An 18,417-nucleotide genomic window follows, 5' to 3' on the forward strand; every position below is an offset into this window, starting at 1 on the left:
AAAGCCCCTCGCACAGGAGGGGACAGCCGCGCCGATGCCGACCGGACGTCACCGGTCGGTGCTGATCAGCGCGGCTCGCTAAGCAGGAGGCGTACGGCACGCATGGGGTCAGATTACCGCAGCGGCGGAAGGTACCGCACAGAGGCAGGGGCCCTGCAGACGCTAGCAGCGGGGCACCGCCGCGCACCGGGGTTGCGCGAACCGGACCGCGGCACTCGAACAGCTGCCTAGCGTGCCGGAGCATGGACCTCCAACGCTTCACCGACCAGACGGCGGGCGTGCTGACCCTGGTCTCCCTCACCGCGACCGTCGTCTGGGGGCTCGTCGCCACCGGCCGCACGGTGCTCGGGCCGCGCGGCCGGCTGCTCGCCCAGGCCGTGCACCGGGCCACCGCCGTCGGCGCGCTCGGCTTCCTGCTCGTGCACATCACCGTCAAGACCGCCGAGGCGCACGCCACCGTCCTCGCCGCCCTGCTGCCGTTCGCCGGCGGGGTGCGGGGAGCCGGCGGTCTCGTCGGGCTGGGCTCGCTCGCCGCCCACCTGATGGTGCTGGCCGCCGCGACCGGCACCCTGCGCAGCGTCTTCGCCGGGCACGCTCGCGCCGCCCGGCGCTGGCACGCGCTGCACGGCTGCGCGTACGCCGCCTGGTGCGCCGCCGTCCTGCACGGGCTGAACGCGGGCCGCCCGGCCGCCGGTTGGGTCACCGCGTGCTACGCGCTGAGCCTCGCCGCGGTGGCCGCGGCGCTGCTGATACGGCGGGCCCGCAGGCCCTTGCGGTCCTTTCTGCGCCTCCCCCAGTGCGTCCGCGCCCGGCAGGGGCGCACGCGGCGGGCAAGGAGCCCCCGCCCCGCCCCCTGCCCGTACCCGGGGGCCGCCCCGGCGCCCGGATCCCGGACGCCGAGCGGGCCGGGATCACCTCCGGACGGCCCTCATGACCGCTCCCTGCCCGAGCTGCCCCATGTCCTCACCCTCGGGCTGCCCCGCCTGACGGCCGGCTTCGAGACGGCCGAACGGCTGGACCGCCGGGCCCATCTGGCGGTGCACGGCACGGCGCCCCGGCTCACCGAGGACGAGCTGACCCGGCTGGCCGAGGCCGTCGCCCTGCGGGGACGCGGCGGCGCGGGCTTCCCCTTCGCCCGCAAGCTGCGCGCGACGGGCACGGCGGCCCGGCGGCGCGGGGAGCGGCCCGCCGTGGTGGTCAACGGCTGCGAGGGCGAGCCCGCCTGCCGCAAGGACGCCGTACTGCTCCGGCGCGCCCCGCACCTGGTGCTGGACGGCGCGCTGCTCGCCGCCGAGGCGCTCGGCGCCGCGAGCCTGGTGGTCGGGGTGACCCGGCCCGCCGCCGAGGCCTCCGTGCGGGAGGCACTGGCCGAACGCGGCCTGACCGACCGGCGCGGGCGGGCGCTGCGCGCCCGGGTCGTGCGCGTCCCCGAGCGCATGGTCTCCGGTGAGTCCTCCGCGCTGCTGCGCGCCCTCGGCGGCGGCCCCGCGCTCCCTCCCGGCCGGCGCGCCCGGACCAGCGAGGCGGGCCTGGGCGGCCTGCCCACGCTGCTGTCCAACACCGAGACCTACGCCCAACTCGCCCTCGCCGCCCGCCTGGGCGCCCCCGGCTACGCGGCGACCGGCACGCCCGACGAGCCGGGCACCCTCCTGCTCACCGTCTCCGGGGCGGTGCCCTGGCCCCGCGTGGTGGAGGTGCCGGGCGGGGCGGCGCTGTCGTACGTCCTCGCCCAGTGCGGCGCCGAGCCCGCTCCCGAGGGGGTGCTGGTCGGCGGCTACCACGGCGCGTGGCTGGACGCGGCGGCGACGACCGGGGCGGTGCTCTCGCGGGACGCCCTGGCGGCGCGCGGCGCGAGCCTGGGCGCCGGGGCGGTGCTGCCGCTGCCCGCCGCGACCTGCCCGCTGGGCGAGGCGGTGCGGGTGGCGCACTGGCTGGCGGCGGAGTCGGCGGGGCAGTGCGGGCCCTGCCGGACGGGCCTGCCCACGCTGGCGGGCGCGCTGGCGGACGTGGTGGCCGGGGGCGGGCGCGGCGCCCTGGAGGCCGTACGGGAGGCCGCCGGGGCCGTGCGCGGCCGGGGGCGTGCGGGCACCCGGACGGGGCGGCGCGCTTCGCGCTGAGCGCGCTGGCGGCTTTCACCGACGACCTGGCCGCGCACGTCCTGGGCGGCGGCTGCGGGCGCGGCACGGCCGGGGTGCTGCCGCTGCCGGGCCCGGGCGGCGCGGCGGCGGGCGACGGGAACGGAGGCGGTGGCGGGGAGCGGCTCGCGGTGGACTGGACCCTGTGCGAGGGGCACGGGCTGTGCGCGGGGCTGCTGCCGGAGCTCGTTCGCATGGGAGCGGACGGATTTCCCTCGCTCGCGGACGCCGGGGTGCCGGATCACTTACGGAGCCGGGTGCGTCGGGCCGTACGCCGTTGCCCGGCGCTGGCCCTGCGGCTGGACCGCGCGCCGTAAACCACCGCACGCCGTCACGCCGAAAAACAGAGAGCGGGCCGTCCATCGGACGACCCGCTCTCTCACTGTGGAGCTAAGGAGAATTGAACTCCTGACCTCCTGCATGCCATGCAGGCGCTCTACCAACTGAGCTATAGCCCCTTGTTCTGTTTTCGGCCGGGGTTTTCCTCGCGGTCTCCCTGGCGACACGGATTACATTACACGGACCTCCCCCCCATCCGCCAAATCGGTGGGTATCACGGCCCATCTCGGGTCGATATGACCGATTTTCACCGTGGCGTCAGACCGTGGCGTCAGGCCGTGGCGAAGGAGTAGAACCTCTTCAGGGCGCAGTGCTCGTCGAGCAGACGTCCGTAGATCGGCTCACCCTCGAGCTCACGGTAGGTCTCGATCGGGTCGCCTTTTATGATCAGCGCCCGCGCGCACTCCACACACCAGTACTGGTACTCGGAGTTGAGCGGCTCCATGTCGCGAACGATCGGCGTTCCACTGCCGCACCAGTCGCACTTCCGGCTGTGAGCACCCATGGGACAGCTCCAACCCCCTCCCCTTCGGCAGCGTTCACTCCCGCCGGTCCGATTCTGCCACGGGACCACGCGGGAACAGCAACAATCCCGCCCCCCTGTGATCGGGAGACGGGATCGTCGAACTGTGGAGCTAAGGAGAATTGAACTCCTGACCTCCTGCATGCCATGCAGGCGCTCTACCAACTGAGCTATAGCCCCGCTGTTCTCGGCTCCCCCGGAGGTTTTCCCCCGCGTTCCCCGCGAACAAGAAGAACTTTAGCCTGCGACCTGCCCAGATGTGAAATCGGGCCTCAGGAGCCCCACGGAGGCCACCGCAAGGCCTCAGTCGTCGTCGCCGAGGACCGGTTCGGGCAGCGTCCCGGCGTTGTGCTCCATCAGGCGCCAGCCGCGCGCGCCCTCGCCCAGCACGGACCAGCAGCAGTTGCTCAGGCCGCCCAGCGACTCCCAGGAGGAGGACTCCAGGCCCAGCAGCCGGCCGATGGTGGTGCGGATGGTGCCGCCGTGGCTGACCACGACGAGGGTGCCGCCGTCCGGCAGCTTCTCCGCGTGCGACAGCACGACCGGAGCGGCCCGGTCGGCCACCTCGGTCTCCAGCTCGCCGCCGCCTCGCCGCACGGCCTCGCCGCGCTTCCAGGCCCTGTACTGCTCGCCGAAACGCTCGATGATCTCGTCGTGCGTCAGGCCCTGCCACACGCCCGCGTACGTCTCGCGCAGCTCGGCGTGGTGGGAGGCGGCGACGCCCGTGACGGCCGTCAGCTCGGCCGCGGTCGCCCTGGCCCGCGAGAGGTCGGAGGCGACGATCGCGTCCGGACGCATCGAGGCCAGCAGGCGGGCGGCCCGGCGCGCCTGGGCGACGCCGGTCCCGGTCAGCTCGATGTCCGTGGAGCCCTGGAAGCGGCGCTCCACGTTCCATGCGGTCTGACCGTGGCGCCAGAGGACGATCCGGCGGCCGCGGGCGGCCCCGCCGCCGCTCAGCTGAAGTCTCCGTCCGCGTCGCCCGCGGCGGCCTGGGCCTGGGCGTGCGCCTCGGCCTTGCCACGCGTGGCGACGGCGTCGGCGGGCAGCTCGATCTCCGGGCAGTCCTTCCACAGGCGCTCGAGGGCGTAGAAGACGCGCTCCTCGCTGTGCTGCACGTGCACGACGATGTCGACGTAGTCCAGCAGCACCCAGCGGGCGTCGCGGTCGCCCTCACGGCGCACCGGCTTGACGCCGAGGTCCTTGAGCAGCCGCTCCTCGATCTCGTCGACGATCGACTTGACCTGGCGGTCGTTGGGGGCCGAGGCCAGCAGGAAGGCGTCGGTGATCGACAGTACGTCGCTGACGTCGTAGGCGATGACGTCGTGCGCGAGCTTGTCGGCGGCAGCCTGGGCGGCGGCCTGGATGAGCTCGATGGAGCGGTCCGTGGCGGTCACAAGCCATGCTTTCGTAAAGAGGGTCAGTACCTCTCAAGGGTCTCACGACCCGCCGACAGCACTCCCGGTGTTTTCCGCCTCGCCCCCCGGGCCCGCTCAGCGCGTGCGGGGCGGGTAGTCCCGGCCCAGGACCACGGCGACGTCGGCGTGCGCGGGGATCTCGCCCCGGCGCACCGCGCGCTCGGGAAGGCCCAGCGTCCGGGCCACCTCCCCGGCCTCGGCCGCCCGGCTCCCCTGGGCGTAGAGCACCGCAGAGGCCGCCTGGGGCGCCCTCGCCGAGCCCGCGCCGATGAACGTGTAGCCGCCGTTGGCCAGGGTGACCCGCGCCGCTTCGGCCGCTCCCCCGTCTCCTGTGGCGTTCTTCACGCTCACCCGGGGCGGGGCGTTCCGGGCGGCGTCCCGGGCCGCGCCGCCCAGCACGTCCTCGATCAGGGTGTCGGCCGCCCGGCCGCCGAGCGTGCCGTCCGCGCGCACGGGCAGGACGGTGGTCTCGTACGAGCCCGCCTTCGCCTTCGTCGCGAGGCGGGCCAGGCAGGCGCCGAGCTGCTCGGGGCCGAGGGAGGGGTCGGGGATCTGGGCGAGCGCCTCGACGGTCGTGGTGGCCGCCCGCGGGTCGCCGGACATCTTCCGCAGCACCGCCTGCATGACCCGCCCGAACCGCGCGAGCTGCGGGGTACGCCCCTCGCCGGCCGCCCGGTAGGTGGCGTAGGCGACCGCCGCCCGGCCCCCGAGGCTCTGGCCCTCGCCGGGGGCCACCAGCAGGCGGTCGCCGGGACGGGGGCCCGGCACGGCGGTGTCCGTGTCGACGGTGACGCCGCCGACGAGCTCGACCAGGTTCTCGAGATAGGGGGTGTCCAGCCGCCAGCTGCCCTTGATGTCCGTGCCGAGCAGGGTGTTCAGGGCGTCGCGGGTGCCGCCCGTGCCCTCGTCCAGCACCGATCTGCCGAGCGTCGTCGCGCCGCCGCCCTCCCCGGACACGGCGAGCGAGTCGGGCAGCAGAAGCGTGGTGCCCTTGTGCGCGCCCTCGTCGTCGACCAGCAAGGCGGTGGAGCTGTCGCCGCCTTGGGTCTGCCGCAGATGGACGATGATCACGTTCCGCTCGCGCACGGCGCCCGCCGCCGACCCGTCCCTCTTGTCGTCGCCCCCGGACAGCAGGAGCCAGGTGACGCCGCCGACGACGGCGAGGCCGAGCGTCGCGGCCAGGGCGCGCACGCGCTTGCGGCTCCTGCGCCGGCGCTCACCCCGGCGCTCGGCGCGGCTCTGGCTGAACGTGAGCCAGTCGATGACGTCCTGGGACTCCTCGTCCGGCTCCTCCACGAAGGAGAACTGCTCGGTGCGGTAGTCCGGGGCCGGCCGGGGCTCGGGAATCTGCGCGGAGGCGGGGCCGGGAGCGGAGGCGGGGGCGGAAGAGGAGACCGGGGCAGGAGCGGGGCCGGGCTCGGGGCGGCGTGGCCCGGGCGGCTGCCCGTACCGGTCGTCGTACGCGCGCTCCGGGGCGTCAGGGCGGTACACGGGCCGCCCGTAGGCGTCGTAACGAACCTGCTGTCGCGGCCGCGAATCCTGTCGGTCGTTCACGAGCGCCCCTCGCTGCCCCTCGAGCCGGAGACGGCCGTCGCGGTCGCTCTCAGCCGTCGTGACGGTACAGCTTGCGCTTGTCGATGTAGCGCACCACACCGTCGGGCACGAGGTACCAGACGGGCTCGCCCTGCGCCACGCGGGCGCGGCAGTCGGAGGAGGAGATGGCCAGGGCGGGGACCTCGACGAAGGAGACCCGGTCCTCGGGCAGTCCGGGGTTGGCCAGTATGTGGCCCGGTCGGGTGACACCGATGAAGTGCGCGAGCGAGAAAAGCTCCTCGGTGTCCCGCCAGGTGAGGATCTGCGCCAGCGCGTCGGCGCCGGTGATGAAGAACAGATCCGCGTTCTCGTTGAGGACGCTCAGGTCCCGGAGCGTGTCGGTGGTGTACGTCGGGCCGCCGCGGTCGATGTCGATGCGGCTGACCGAGAACTGTGGGTTGGACGCGGTGGCGATCACCGTCATCAGATAACGGTCCTCGGCCGGCGACACCAGCTTGTGGCTCTTCTGCCACGGCTGCCCGGTCGGTACGAAGACCACCTCGTCGAGGTGGAACTGCGAGGCCACCTCGCTCGCGGCGACCAGGTGACCGTGGTGGACCGGATCGAACGTTCCGCCCATCACGCCGAGCCGCCGCTTCACGGGCCCTGTCTGCTCTCCCATGCGTGCAGACCCTACTGGGCGCGGTGACACCCCGGGTCCTCGGGGACCGGCGGGATCAGCGGTCGCGGTTGAAGCGGGTGGTGACCCACAGCAGGAACAGCAGGATGACCAGCGCGGCGCCACCGGTCATGTAGGGGCTGATGCTCTCGTGGGTGTCCACGTGCTCGCCCTCGGAGGCGAGGCTGACGAGGGCGTTGTGCGCGGAGGCGATGATCACGGCAGGACCTATCCGGGATGGGATCGGGTGGAGACTTCTGCCACATCGTATGCGGGGCGCGTCGGCGGGCTCACGCCGACTCCGCGGAGAGGCGGTCAGTCCTTGTCGCGGTACCCGCGCAGCAGGAACCAGGCCACGAGCACGATGCCCACCACGCCGACGATCAAAACCGTGCGCAGCACCACACCCGGCCCCTGGTCGCCCTTGGAGACGGCGAGGAGCTCGGTGAATCCGGAATGCGCGGTGACGGGGTCGATGACTGCCATGTCCCCACGGTAGCCGTGTCGGTGGTACGGCCTAGTCTGGGGTCCTGAAGCCGGGGGACGGGCCATGATCAAGCCCACTGAGGGGGTCTCTATGACCGACATCGACAGCGGCGACAACAGCGGCGTCGACGGCGAGGGCCGCGAGCAGCCGTGGGGATCCGGCCGCAGGCGCTTCCCTGATCTCTCCTCGCGCGCCTACGAGCACCCCGCCGACCGCTCGGCCCTGGTGGCGCTGCGCCGGCTGAGCGGCTTCGACACGGTCTTCAGGACCCTCAGCGGGCTGCTGCCCGAGCGCAGCCTCCGCCTGCTCTACCTCTCGGACTCGGTGCGGGTGGGCGAGCGGCAGTTCCCGCACCTGCACGCGCTGCTGCTGGACGCCTGCGCCGTCCTCGACCTGCCGCGCGTCCCCGCGATGTACGTCGTGCAGGACCCGAAGCCCAACGCGATGTGCATCGGCCTGGACGAGCCGATCATCGTCGTGAGCACGGGCCTGGTGGAGCTGCTCGACGAGGAGGAGATGCGGGCGGTCGTGGGCCACGAGGTGGGCCACGCCCTGTCGGGTCACGCCGTCTACCGCACGGTCCTGCTGTTCCTGACCGGCATGGCGGTCAAGGTCGCCTGGATCCCGCTGGGCAACCTCGCGGTGTCGGCGATCGTGACGGCGCTGCGCGAGTGGTTCCGCAAGTCGGAGCTGTCGGCGGACCGGGCCGGGCTGCTGGTGGGCCAGGACCTGCAGGCGTCCCTGCGCGGGCTGATGAAGATGGCGGGCGGCAACCACCTCCACGAGATGAACGTGGACGCCTTCCTCGAGCAGGCGGACGAGTACGAGAAGGGCGGCGACCTCCGCGACTCCGTGCTGAAGATCATGAACATGCTGCCGCGCAGCCACCCCTTCACCACGGTGCGGGCGGCGGAGCTGAAGAAGTGGTCGGAGAGCCGCGACCACCAGCGCCTCATGGACGGCCACTACCCGCGCCGGTCGGAGGACAAGGACGCCTCGGTGTCCGACTCCTTCCGGGAGTCGGCGAACCACTACGCCGACTCGGTGCGCGCCAGCAAGGACCCGCTGATGGGCCTGGTGCGGGACATCGCGGGCGGGGCGTCGGGGCTGGGCGGCCGGCTGAAGGACACGTTCGGCGGAGGACGGAGCTCCGGGGCGTCCGGGAGCGAGGGATCCGGGCCTTCGAAGAGCGAGGGGCCCGGGGCGCCCAAGGGCGACGGACCGGACGCGTAGGACCCGCTCCGTACGGCCCGGTCAGTGCTTCACGGCCCGCTCAGCGCTTCACGCCCGCTCAGTGCTTCGGCGGGCTGGGCTGGGCGCCGGGGGCCAGGGTGCCGCAGAGGTCGGCGGTCGTCGTGGGGCCCGTGGCGTACGGGTCCGTGCCCGCCGGGCCCTCGGCGGCGGCCTTCTGGCCGGCCAGCAGCGGGCGGAGGTAGGCCGCGTCGTCGACCGCGCAGGACTCGGGGCCGGCCTGCAGGGCGCTCTGCAGCACCTGCAGATGGTGTTCCTGCAGGTCGTCCCGGTCGAAGCGGAAGTGCATCGTGCGCCGCACGGTGAACAGCGAGGCGTCCGCGGGGTCGCCCTTGGCCCCGCGCACGGCGTAGACGAACGTGTGGTCGGAGGTGACCTCCAGCGCCGCCGGGGACGCCTCGACGATCGAGAAGGTGCCCTGTGTACGGACGAGGGGGTCGGCGAGGGCCACACGGGCGGGGTCGAAGCGCACCAGCCAGCCGGTGGCGGCGTGCCGGCCGTCGTCGGCGGGGCGGGCCAGGCTGCGGTCGAACTGGTCCAGCTGCGAGGGGGCGAGCAGCAGGCGGACGCCGCGCTGGGCGCCGCCGGTGAGCACGGCCGGGTCGAGCGCGGACTTGACGGTGTACTCCTTGGCCGTGGCGAGGGCGGTCATCACCAGGCTCTCGGAGAAATTCTGGGTGCGCCGTGCGGCCGGAAGGGTGACGCCCTCGGCGCCGTCGCGGAACTGGGCGGCCGGGCTGTTGGCGAAGAGGTCGTTCGCCAACGCCGCTCCGGGCACCGGATCGCGTGGCGCCAGGGGGACGAGAGTGATCCGCAGCGGCTCGGCGGACGGCGGCCTGGGCTCCTTGTAGGGGTGGCGCAGGCCCATGTAGACGGCGGTGCCGAAGGCGAGGGCGATCAGCATCACCAGGAGCAGCACCTGCCGGGAGGCACTGACCCGCGCCCAGGCGTGCCGGGTGCGGACGGCGGGCGCGTGGTCGTCCATGCGCTCCCGGGCGGAGAACTCCTGGAGCCGCGCAGCACGCACGAACGATTCGTCGAACACGACGGATCGGTACTCTTCCTCGCCGCCTCCCTGGGGGCCTTCGGGCGTGCCCTCAGGGGGGTCTCCAGGCCCGTTCATATCTCAAGAGTAGGTCTGCGGAGCGCCTGGTAAACGCCCTGGTACGCGACAACTTCCGACGAAATTCCAAGCTGCCCGCAGGAGCGTGACGGCCTTGGCCCAGGCTGTCGCGGCCCGTCACCGAATGACAGAAAGTCATCGGAATCGGCCGAATGTGACCGTCAGTGTCGGGGTGGCTCAGCGTTGGGGCGGTACGGCCGAGGCCACCGGCGGCTCGGAGTCGGCGGACACCGACGGCAGGGGCCCCTGGCGCTCCCCCGCCGGGGCGTCCACACCGGTCCTCGCGGGCGGCGGGGCGGGCTCCTGCCCCTTCCCGGAGGAGGCGCCGCGGTAGACCGCGGTGAAGGCGAGGGCCACCACGCCTATGCCCATGACGACGGCGAGCACCCAGGCCACAGGGCGGTGCCAGCGGGCATGGCCGCGGTAGGGGCCGCGCACGATGCCGTAGCGGCCGTAGGGGCCGTAGGCGTCGTCCGGGTCGAGGTCGCGGGCCAAGCCGCGCAGCTCGCCCAGCCGGTCGGCGTGGGGCCCGGCCAGGCCGCCGGCCGGGCCGACCGCGCGGTCGTCGTCGTACGGGTCGTCGTCGGCGGAGCCGCCTCCGGCCCGGGTCCACGCGGCGTCCGCCTCGGCGCGGGCCCGGTCGGCGGCGAGCATCCGCTCGACCGCGGAGGGTTCGTGGATCGCGGCGGACCGCACGAACTCCTCGTCGAAGACCACGGAGGCGAACGCGTCGTCCGCGTCTCCATGGCGGTGGCTGTCGGGCTCCTCGCCGTCCGGGAACGGCCTGCCCCCCACGTCGTCCGGCACCCGTCCAGCGTAGACCCGAACCGGTCAATCCGCGCGGCCGGTACGGGAATTAGGGCTACCGGCCGCGGATGTGCCCGTCGCCCGTGACGATGTACTTCGTCGACGTCAGCTCCGGCAGCCCCATCGGCCCCCGGGCGTGCAGCTTCTGCGTGGAGATCCCGATCTCGGCGCCGAAGCCGAACTGACCGCCGTCGGTGAAGCGCGTGGAGGCGTTGACCGCGACCGTGGTGGAGTCCACCAGCTGGGTGAAGCGGCGGGCGGCGGCCTGCGACGTGGTGACGATCGCCTCGGTGTGGCCGGAGGTCCACAGCCGGATGTGGCGCACGGCCGCGTCCAGGTCCTCCACCACGGCGGCGGCGATGTCGTACGAGAGGTACTCGGTCTCCCAGTCCTCGGTGGTGGCGGCCACGACCTTGGCGCCGGTGTCCGCGGCCGAGGCCAGCTCGACGACGCGCTCGTCGCCGTGCACGGTCACCCCCGCCTCGGCCAGCGCCGCCAGGGCGCGCGGCAGGAAGCGCTCGGCGATGTCCTGGTGGACCAGCAGGGTCTCGGCGGCGTTGCAGACGCTGACCCGGCTGGCCTTGGAGTTGATCAGGATCTCCACGGCCATGTCGAGGTCGGCCTCGGCGTCGACGTACACATGGCAGTTGCCCGTGCCCGTCTCGATCACCGGGACGATGGACTCCTCGACCACCGTGCGGATCAGCGAGGCGCCGCCGCGCGGGATCAGCACGTCCACCATGCCGCGGGCGCGCATCAGCTCCCGCACGGACTCCCGGCTCTCGCCCGGGACCAGCTGCACGGCGTCCGCCGGCAGCCCGGCCCCGCCGACCGCGTCGCGCAGGACGCGCACCAGGGCGGTGTTCGAGGCGTACGCGGAGGAGGAGCCGCGCAGCAGCACGGCGTTGCCCGACTTCAGGCACAGGGCGGCGGCGTCGACGGTCACGTTGGGCCGGGCCTCGTAGATGATGCCGACGACGCCGAGCGGCACCCGCACCTGGCGCAGGTCGATGCCGTTGGGGAGCGTGGAGCCGCGCACCACCTCGCCGACCGGGTCGGGCAGGGCGGCGACGTCGCGGACGTCCTGGGCGATGGCCCGGATCCGCTCGGGGGTGAGGGTGAGCCGGTCGACGACGCTCTCGCTCGTACCGGCGGCGCGGGCCTTGGCGACGTCCTCGGCGTTGGCGTCGAGGATCTCGCGGGTGCGCACCTCCAGCGCGTCGGCGATGGCCAGCAGCGCCTCGTCCTTCGCCGACCGTGGCAGCGGCGCCAGCTCGGCGGCCGCGGCGCGGGCGCGGTACGCGGCGCGCAGGACCGGGGACTGCGGCATGGGGTCGGCGAGGGGGGAGGGGAAGACGCTGCTCATGACCGCAGCCTAACCGTGGGGCAGGCCGCGGCCATCCGGTATTCCACACTCCGGGACGGCCGGTATGACCGGAGCGAGACGGACGGAAGCGGAAACGGAAGGCGTGGTCACGGCGGGCCCGCCGGATCCCCCGCGACACCGGCACGGGTCGGCACGGGTCGGACGAGGCGCTGCACGGGTCGGACGGGACCGGCACGGGTCAGAAGGGATGCACTCCCACCGGGGTGGCCGGCAGCGGGCCGTACCCCTCGGCGATGCGCTGGTGGTAGGTCTCGCGGTCGATGACCTCCAGCCCGACGATCTCCCACGGCGGCAGCCGGGCGGTCGAGCGGTGCTCGCCCCACAGCCGCAGCGCCACGGCCGCGGCGTCGTGCAGGTCGCGTGCCTCCTCCCAGTAGCGGATCTCGGCGTGGTCGTTGGCGTAGCGGCTGGTCAGCAGGAAGGGATGGTCGTGGGCGAGCTGTTCCAGCGCCCGCCGGACCTCCCCCAGCGGCGCCTCGGCACCCGAGACGCTGAGGGTGACGTGCCACAGCCGCGCGGCCGCGTCGTGCGCGGCCTCCTCCGCCCGATCCCCCGTGTCGCCTGCCCCGACGCTGGTCAGTGTCCGCCCAGCCGTCCCTCGGGGCAGCGCCCCTGGGCGCCCTCGTCTCACCGGCGGCCTCCTTGCTCGCTGCTCCGCGCGCGTGCGGCGGAGCCGTGGTGCCGAGGGGTCGTGCGTCCATCACGGCCCCATGCATCAAAGTTGACCAGTCCGGGGGCGGCCGCGTGACGGTTTTACGGAAAGGCTCCATGGAAAGGCTGGCCTTACCGAGCTTTTCTCGCCCCTGCGTAACGTTCGTCAGCGATGCGGCACGCCGCCCGGCGGTCGCCGCCGTGGCACGACGCCCGTCAGCGGCGCAGCACGACCAGGTCGTCGCGGTGCACGACCTCGCGCTCGTAGCCCGGCCCCAGATCACGGGCCAGGTCACGGGTGGAGCGGCCCAGCAGCTGGGGGATCTCCGCCGCGTCGTAGGTGACCAGCCCGCGCGCCACGGCCCGCCCCGCGCCGTCCCGCAGCTCCACCGGATCGCCCGCGCTGAACTCGCCCTCGACCGAGGCGATGCCCGCCGGCAGCAGCGAGGCGGTGCCCTCGATCACGGCCCGCACCGCCCCGTCGTCCAGGGTCAGGGCGCCGCGCGGGGTGGAGGCGTGCGCCAGCCACAGCAGGCGGTCGGCCGAGCGGCGGCCGGTGCGGTGGAAGTACGTGCCGGTGCCGTGCCCGCGCAGAGCGTCGGCGGCCTGGCTGGCGGAGGTCAGCACGACCGGGATGCCGGCCGCGGCCGCGATCCGGGCGGCCTCGACCTTGGTCACCATGCCGCCCGTGCCCACGCCGGCCTTGCCCGCGCTGCCGATCGACACGCCCTCGAGGTCGCCGGGGCCCGTGACCTCGGCGATCCGGGACGTGCCCGGGAGGCTGGGGTCGCCGTCGTACAGGCCGTCGACGTCCGACAGCAGCACCAGCAGATCGGCCCGGACCAGGTGGGCGACGAGAGCGGCCAGCCGGTCGTTGTCGCCGAAGCGGATCTCGTCCGTGGCGACCGTGTCGTTCTCGTTGACGACCGGCACGGCCCCCATGGCCAGCAGCTGGTCCAGGGTCCGGCGGGCGTTGCGGTAGTGCGCCCGGCGGCTGGTGTCGTCCGTGGTCAGCAGCACCTGCCCGACCCGGCGCCCGTAGCGGGCGAACGACGCGGTGTAACGGGCGACCAGCAGCCCCTGGCCCACGCTCGCGGCCGCCTGCTGCCGGGCCAGGTCGCGCGGGCGGCGGTCCAGGCCCAGTGGCGCGAGGCCGGCCGCGATGGCACCCGAGGAGACCAGCACGACCTCCTTGTCCCCGCCGGCCTTGGCCAGCGTGTCGACCAGCGCGTCAACGCGGTCCGCGTCCAGTCCCCCGCCCGCGGTGGTGAGGGAGGAGGACCCTACCTTGACCACGATCCGTCGGGCGGCCACGACCTCGCGCCGGACCCCGTGCAGCTCGCCTGCCCCTGTCAACGTACGTACACCCCTGTGATCGCCATGGCTGTTCCCTGCCTGCTCAGGGACGCAAATCTACCGCCTGGCGATTGTGGTCGTTCGACCCTATTTTGTGCTGGTTGACATGGGGGAAGATTGCTCCCGGACCGGCGACCGTCATACGGTCGGTGGTCGACCGTTGTCCACCGCGGGCTCCGCGCGCCACGACGGTTCCCCCCTGAATCCCTAGTCCTGCTGCCAGGAGCCCGTCCAGTGCCTTCTGCCGGAACAGCCTCCCGCCGAGCCGTACAGCTCGCGGCGCTGCTCGCGATGCTGGTGTTCTTCGCCACCCAGCTCGTCGGCTCGCTGCTGCCCAATGTGCCGCTCCTCATCACCGCCTCGGCGGCGGGCCTCGCGCTCGACCTCTATCTGCAGCACCGTGACCCCGGTCTCGTCGCCGTACTCGGCAAGATCCGCTTCGACGTCATGGTGCGCCAGCTGCTGCGCGACATGCTGCTGCTGATCGGGCTCGTGCGGCTGCACGGCGACGGCTCGCTGCGCGGCTACGTCCCCGTGGTCACCGGGCTCGTGCTCTTCTACGCCGCCCACCTCGCCTGCCAGGCCACCGCGATCCTCGTCCGCCGCACCCGCACGCTGCCGTTCCTCACGCGCAACGTCGACACCAGCGGTCTGCACCTGACCGCCGCCCCGCCGCGCCTGTTGGCCCGCCAGCACGGCCGCCGGCTGCTGCGCTTCGCGGTCCCCGCCACGGCCGGCCTGCTGGTCACCGCGGGCACCCACAACGCCCTGTGGGCCGGGATCGGCGTCGGCGCCTCGCTGCTGCTGGCCCTCGGCGGCACGCTCCACCTCGCCGGCTGGCTGCGCCCCAAGAAGCGCATCGCCCGCGAGCAGCAGGCCCTGGAGTGGCTCGACCGCTGGCTGGCCGACTACAAGCCCACCGTCGGCATGTACTTCTCCGGCGGCACCACCTCGGCCTACCAGGCCAACATGTGGCTCTCCACCCTCGCCGAGCTGGACGGCAACCCCGTCATCGTGCTCCGCGAGCGCTTCATGATGCAGAAGATCGAGGCCACCGACGTGCCGATCATCTGCATCCCCAAGGTCGTCCACCTGATGGCCCTGGAGACGTCCTCGCTCAAGATGATGCTGCACCCGGCGAACTCCGGTAAGACCTCGCAGGTCCTGCGGATGCCGTCGATCAAGCACTCCTTCATCAACCACGGCGAGAGCGACAAGCTCTCCAGCTGCAACCCCTACTCCAAGGCGTACGACGAGATCTGGGTCGCCGGCCCGGCCGCCCGCGACCGCTACCAGCTCGCCGACATCGGCGTCGAGGACAAGGACGTCGTCGAGGTCGGCCGCCCGCAGCTGGCGCCGATCACGCCGTACAGCGGCGCGCCCACCGGTACGTACACCACCGTGCTGTACGCGCCCACCTGGGAGGGCTGGGACGGCAACCCCGGCAACACCTCGGTCATCCTGGCCGGCGAGAACATCGTCCGCGCGCTGCTCGCCGACCCGGGCGTGCGCCTGCTGTACAAGCCGCACCCGATGACCGGCTCCGTCGACCCGCGCGCCGGCCGCGCCGACGAGCGCATCCAGGCCCTGATCCGCGAGGCCAACACCCACCGCTCCGGCCCCCGCCCGGGCGCCGAGGCGGCCGCCGAGCTCGCCCGCCGCACGGCCGAGCTGGACGAGCTCACCACCAGCACGTTCCGTGACAGCGCCGACGAGGTCGAGCGGATGCTGCTGCAGGGCACCCCGGAGAAGGGCCGCGCCGCGACCGTCGAGGCCGCCACCGCCGCCTGGGAAGCCGCCTACTGGGCCTCGCTGCCCGAGTGGGAGCACCAGATCATCACGACCGCCCGCCCGGCGCTCTTCAACTGCTTCAACGAGTCGGACCTGCTCATCAGCGACGTCTCCAGCGTCGTCTCCGACTACCTGGTCAGCGAGAAGCCGTACGCCGTGGCGAACACCAGCGGCATGTCCGAGGAGGAGTTCCGGGCGAACTTCCCCACGGTCAGCGCCGCGACCATCCTCACGCCCGAGGCCGGCGAGGTGGCCGGCCTGCTGGCCGCCGTCCGCGACCCCGCCCTGGACGGTCTCGCCGAGGCCCGCGCCGAGCTGAAGGTCCAGCTGCTCGGCCCCGCCGACCCGCCGTCGCTGGTCCGCTTCAACGCGGCCGCGCAGGCGCTGTGCGCGAAGGCGGACGAGCGCCGGGTCCGGATGGAGGCCCGCGCCTCGGACATCCCCTCGCCGCGTGCCGCCGCCGGCACGGCGGACGAGCCGGTCACCGCCGCGTAGCCCGGCGGGTAGGCGCGCCCACGCGCGCGTACCCCCCAGGCGCCCACCTCCTGACGTCAGGAGGTGGGCGCCCGCCCGTACGGACATGACGAAGGCCCCCGGGAGGTTCTCCTCCCGGGGGCCTTCGTCATGCCGTCACGGTCCTGTCTCCCACGTCGTGGCCGCCCCCTCCCGGCGGCGGCCACGCGACCGGGCTCACCCGAACGGGTTGAAGCCCTCGTACTCCTGGGACGCCTCGTCGCGCTCGGCGTCGCGGTCGCGGCGGCGCTGCGCGGCGGGACGCGGCTCCTCGAAGCGGTGGTCCTCGCCACGGCGGCCGAGCATCTCCGCGCCGGCGGACATCGAGGGCTCCCAGTCGAAGACGACCGCGTCCTCCTCGGAGCCGATGGCCACGCCGTCGCCCGAGCGGGCACCGGCCTTCATCAGCTGGTCCTCGACGCCGAGGCGGTTGAGGCGGTCGGCCAGGTAGCCGACGGCCTCGTCGTTGCTGAAGTCGGTCTGGCGCACCCAGCGCTCCGGCTTCTCGCCGCGCACGCGGTAGATGCCGTCCTCCTCCAGGGTGACTGTGAAGCCCGCGTCGTCGACGGCCTTCGGGCGGATGACGATGCGGGTCGCCTCCTCCTTCGGCTTGGCCGCGCGCGCCCGGGAGACGATGTCGGCCAGCGCGAAGGAGAGCTCCTTCAGGCCCAGCCGGGAGATGGCCGAGACCTCGAAGATGCGGTAACCGCGGGACTCGAGCTCGGGCCGGATGATGTCGGCGAGGTCCTGGCCGTCGGGGATGTCGACCTTGTTGAGGACGACGACGCGGGGCCGGTCGTCCAGGCCGCCGTACTCCTTCAGCTCGGCCTCGATGGCGTCGAGGTCGCTCAGCGGGTCGCGCTCGGACTCCAGGGTGGCCGTGTCGAGCACGTGCACCAGCACCGAGCAGCGCTCGACGTGGCGCAGGAACTCGAGGCCCAGGCCCTTGCCCTGGCTGGCGCCGGGGATCAGGCCGGGGACGTCGGCGATGGTGTAGACGGTCGCGCCGGCGGTGACCACGCCCAGGTTGGGCACCAGGGTGGTGAAGGGGTAGTCCGCGATCTTCGGCCTGGCGGCGGAGAGGACCGAGATCAGCGAGGACTTGCCGGCGCTCGGGTAGCCGACCAGCGCCACGTCGGCGACGGTCTTCAGCTCCAGGACGATGTCCTGCGCCTGGCCCGGCTCGCCCAGCAGCGCGAAGCCCGGGGCCTTGCGGCGCGCCGAGGCCAGCGCGGCGTTGCCGAGGCCGCCGCGGCCGCCCTGGGCCGCGACGTAGGTGGTGCCCTCGCCGACCAGGTCGGCCAGGACGTTGCCCTTCCGGTCCAGGATGACCGTGCCGTCCGGCACCGGCAGGACCAGGTCCGTGCCGTCCTTGCCGGAGCGGTTGCCGCCCTCGCCGGGCTTGCCGTTGGTGGCCTTGCGGTGCGGGCTGTGGTGGTACTCCAGAAGCGTGGTGACGGACTGGTCAACGACCAGCGTCACATCACCGCCACGGCCGCCGTTGCCGCCGTCGGGGCCGCCGAGGGGCTTGAACTTCTCACGGTGTACGGAGGCGCAGCCGTGGCCTCCGTTACCCGCGGCGACATGCAGCTCGACGCGGTCCACGAAGGTGGTCATAGCGGTGTGCCTCCAGATACGAACGGGAATGTCTCTGTTGTAACGCGACAAGGGCGGACCTGCTTCCCCGCAGGGAAGCAAGGTCCGCCCTCGCTCATCGCTCTACGGCGCCTGATTCAGATGGATCAGACGGCCGGAACGATGTTGACGACCTTGCGGCCACGGTGGGTGCCGAACTGCACCGCACCGGCCTGCAGCGCGAACAGGGTGTCGTCGCCGCCGCGACCGACACCGGCGCCCGGGTGGAAGTGGGTGCCGCGCTGGCGGACCAGGATCTCACCGGCGTTGACGACCTGACCGCCGAAGCGCTTCACGCCGAGCCGCTGAGCATTGGAATCGCGACCGTTCCGGGTGGACGATGCGCCCTTCTTGTGTGCCATGTGTTCTCAGTCCCTTACTTCGCAGCCGTCGGGATGCCGGTGATCTTCACCGCGGTGTACTGCTGGCGGTGACCGATGCGCTTGCGGTAACCGGTCTTGTTCTTGTACTTCAGGATGTCGATCTTGGCACCCTTGTGGTGGTCCACGATCTCGGCCTGGACCTTGATGCCCGCCAGGACCCACGGGTCGCTGGTGACGGACTCGCCGTCGACCACGAGCAGCGTGGAGAGCTCGACCGAGTCGCCCACCTTGCCGTCGGAAATCTTGTCAACCTCGACGATGTCGCCGACAGCAACCTTGTGCTGGCGACCACCGCTACGCACGACTGCGTACACGCGGATCTCACTCTCGCTAGTAAACGGGACCTCTGATGCCAGCCGCTCACACGGGCAGGGCCCGTGAATCCCAATGGGTGAGCGGCCTCTCCCCG

At 73.1% G+C, this 18,417-nt stretch carries 17 protein-coding genes, 2 tRNA genes and 1 pseudogene; 3 read left to right on the forward strand and 17 right to left on the reverse strand.

Annotated features, from left to right (window positions below):
* Positions 1 to 941 precede the first annotated feature (941 nt).
* Positions 942 to 2,452: pseudogene (locus tag J1792_RS30715) on the forward strand (NADH-ubiquinone oxidoreductase-F iron-sulfur binding region domain-containing protein).
* Between the two features lie 68 nt (positions 2,453 to 2,520).
* Here the strand turns inward: J1792_RS30715 and J1792_RS30720 are convergent.
* From J1792_RS30720 to J1792_RS30760, 9 genes are all read right to left on the reverse strand, one after another.
* A tRNA-Ala gene (locus J1792_RS30720) sits at positions 2,521 to 2,593 on the reverse strand.
* A gap of 152 nt (positions 2,594 to 2,745) precedes the next feature.
* Entirely contained in the window at positions 2,746 to 2,919 is a 174-nt protein-coding gene (locus J1792_RS30725) for a hypothetical protein (protein WP_207248642.1), read from the reverse strand.
* 185 nt (positions 2,920 to 3,104) lie between these two features.
* Positions 3,105 to 3,177: transfer RNA gene (locus J1792_RS30730), tRNA-Ala, on the reverse strand.
* A 123-nt stretch (positions 3,178 to 3,300) separates the two neighbouring features.
* Positions 3,301 to 3,954: a histidine phosphatase family protein gene (locus tag J1792_RS30735; protein ID WP_086573555.1), complete on the reverse strand. Its 654-nt coding sequence runs from the start codon at positions 3,952 to 3,954 to the stop codon at positions 3,301 to 3,303.
* Positions 3,951 to 4,391, reverse strand: coding sequence for a ribosome silencing factor (gene rsfS / locus J1792_RS30740; RefSeq protein ID WP_086573554.1), 441 nt, complete (start codon positions 4,389 to 4,391; stop codon positions 3,951 to 3,953). Before rsfS ends, J1792_RS30735 begins: the two co-directional genes overlap by 4 nt.
* Before the next feature lie 96 nt (positions 4,392 to 4,487).
* Entirely contained in the window at positions 4,488 to 5,966 is a 1,479-nt protein-coding gene (locus J1792_RS35535) for an LCP family protein (protein ID WP_307843130.1), read from the reverse strand.
* 49 nt (positions 5,967 to 6,015) lie between these two features.
* Positions 6,016 to 6,627, reverse strand: a complete 612-nt coding sequence (gene nadD / locus J1792_RS30750) for a nicotinate-nucleotide adenylyltransferase (protein WP_086568940.1) — start codon at positions 6,625 to 6,627, stop codon at positions 6,016 to 6,018.
* A gap of 55 nt (positions 6,628 to 6,682) precedes the next feature.
* A complete protein-coding gene (locus J1792_RS30755; RefSeq protein WP_086568938.1) occupies positions 6,683 to 6,844 on the reverse strand; it encodes a hypothetical protein in 162 nt (53 codons plus the stop codon).
* 95 nt (positions 6,845 to 6,939) lie between these two features.
* A complete protein-coding gene (locus J1792_RS30760; protein ID WP_179198851.1) occupies positions 6,940 to 7,110 on the reverse strand; it encodes a hypothetical protein in 171 nt (56 codons plus the stop codon).
* A 91-nt stretch (positions 7,111 to 7,201) separates the two neighbouring features.
* Between J1792_RS30760 and J1792_RS30765 the strand changes: the two genes are divergently transcribed.
* Entirely contained in the window at positions 7,202 to 8,344 is a 1,143-nt protein-coding gene (locus J1792_RS30765; RefSeq protein ID WP_207248644.1) for a M48 family metallopeptidase, read from the forward strand.
* Positions 8,345 to 8,402: 58 nt separating this feature from the next.
* On the opposite strand, the gene J1792_RS30770 is transcribed toward J1792_RS30765, so the two are convergent.
* The 5 genes from J1792_RS30770 to proB form a co-directional block, all read right to left on the reverse strand.
* Positions 8,403 to 9,485: an SCO2583 family membrane protein gene (locus tag J1792_RS30770; RefSeq protein ID WP_086568935.1), complete on the reverse strand. Its 1,083-nt coding sequence runs from the start codon at positions 9,483 to 9,485 to the stop codon at positions 8,403 to 8,405.
* Between the two features lie 177 nt (positions 9,486 to 9,662).
* On the reverse strand, positions 9,663 to 10,292 hold the full coding sequence (locus J1792_RS30775) for an SCO2584 family spore wall biosynthesis protein (RefSeq protein WP_086568933.1): 630 nt from the start codon (positions 10,290 to 10,292) through the stop codon (positions 9,663 to 9,665).
* Positions 10,293 to 10,347: 55 nt separating this feature from the next.
* Positions 10,348 to 11,658: a glutamate-5-semialdehyde dehydrogenase gene (locus tag J1792_RS30780; protein WP_086568931.1), complete on the reverse strand. Its 1,311-nt coding sequence runs from the start codon at positions 11,656 to 11,658 to the stop codon at positions 10,348 to 10,350.
* Between the two features lie 199 nt (positions 11,659 to 11,857).
* The gene (locus tag J1792_RS30785; protein ID WP_086568929.1) at positions 11,858 to 12,310 is read right to left on the reverse strand and encodes a DUF8830 family protein; all 453 of its coding nucleotides are present in this window, start codon (positions 12,308 to 12,310) and stop codon (positions 11,858 to 11,860) included.
* Between the two features lie 236 nt (positions 12,311 to 12,546).
* Complete coding sequence (gene proB / locus J1792_RS30790) at positions 12,547 to 13,626, reverse strand: glutamate 5-kinase (protein ID WP_443742782.1); 1,080 nt, start codon at positions 13,624 to 13,626, stop codon at positions 12,547 to 12,549.
* Between the two features lie 294 nt (positions 13,627 to 13,920).
* Here proB and J1792_RS30795 point away from each other — a divergent pair, with 294 nt between their 5' ends.
* On the forward strand, positions 13,921 to 15,972 hold the full coding sequence (locus tag J1792_RS30795) for a CDP-glycerol glycerophosphotransferase family protein (protein WP_086568928.1): 2,052 nt from the start codon (positions 13,921 to 13,923) through the stop codon (positions 15,970 to 15,972).
* Positions 15,973 to 16,167: 195 nt separating this feature from the next.
* Here J1792_RS30795 and obgE read toward each other — a convergent pair whose 3' ends face one another.
* From obgE to rplU, 3 genes are all read right to left on the reverse strand, one after another.
* A complete protein-coding gene (obgE, locus tag J1792_RS30800) occupies positions 16,168 to 17,607 on the reverse strand; it encodes a GTPase ObgE (protein WP_086568926.1) in 1,440 nt (479 codons plus the stop codon).
* Positions 17,608 to 17,732: 125 nt separating this feature from the next.
* Entirely contained in the window at positions 17,733 to 17,987 is a 255-nt protein-coding gene (gene rpmA, locus J1792_RS30805; RefSeq protein ID WP_071963337.1) for a 50S ribosomal protein L27, read from the reverse strand.
* Between the two features lie 14 nt (positions 17,988 to 18,001).
* Entirely contained in the window at positions 18,002 to 18,322 is a 321-nt protein-coding gene (gene rplU / locus J1792_RS30810; RefSeq protein ID WP_086568924.1) for a 50S ribosomal protein L21, read from the reverse strand.
* Positions 18,323 to 18,417 lie beyond the last annotated feature (95 nt).

This window comes from Streptomyces triculaminicus (assembly GCF_017349075.1).
Taxonomy (GTDB): Bacteria; Actinomycetota; Actinomycetes; order Streptomycetales; family Streptomycetaceae; genus Streptomyces; species Streptomyces triculaminicus.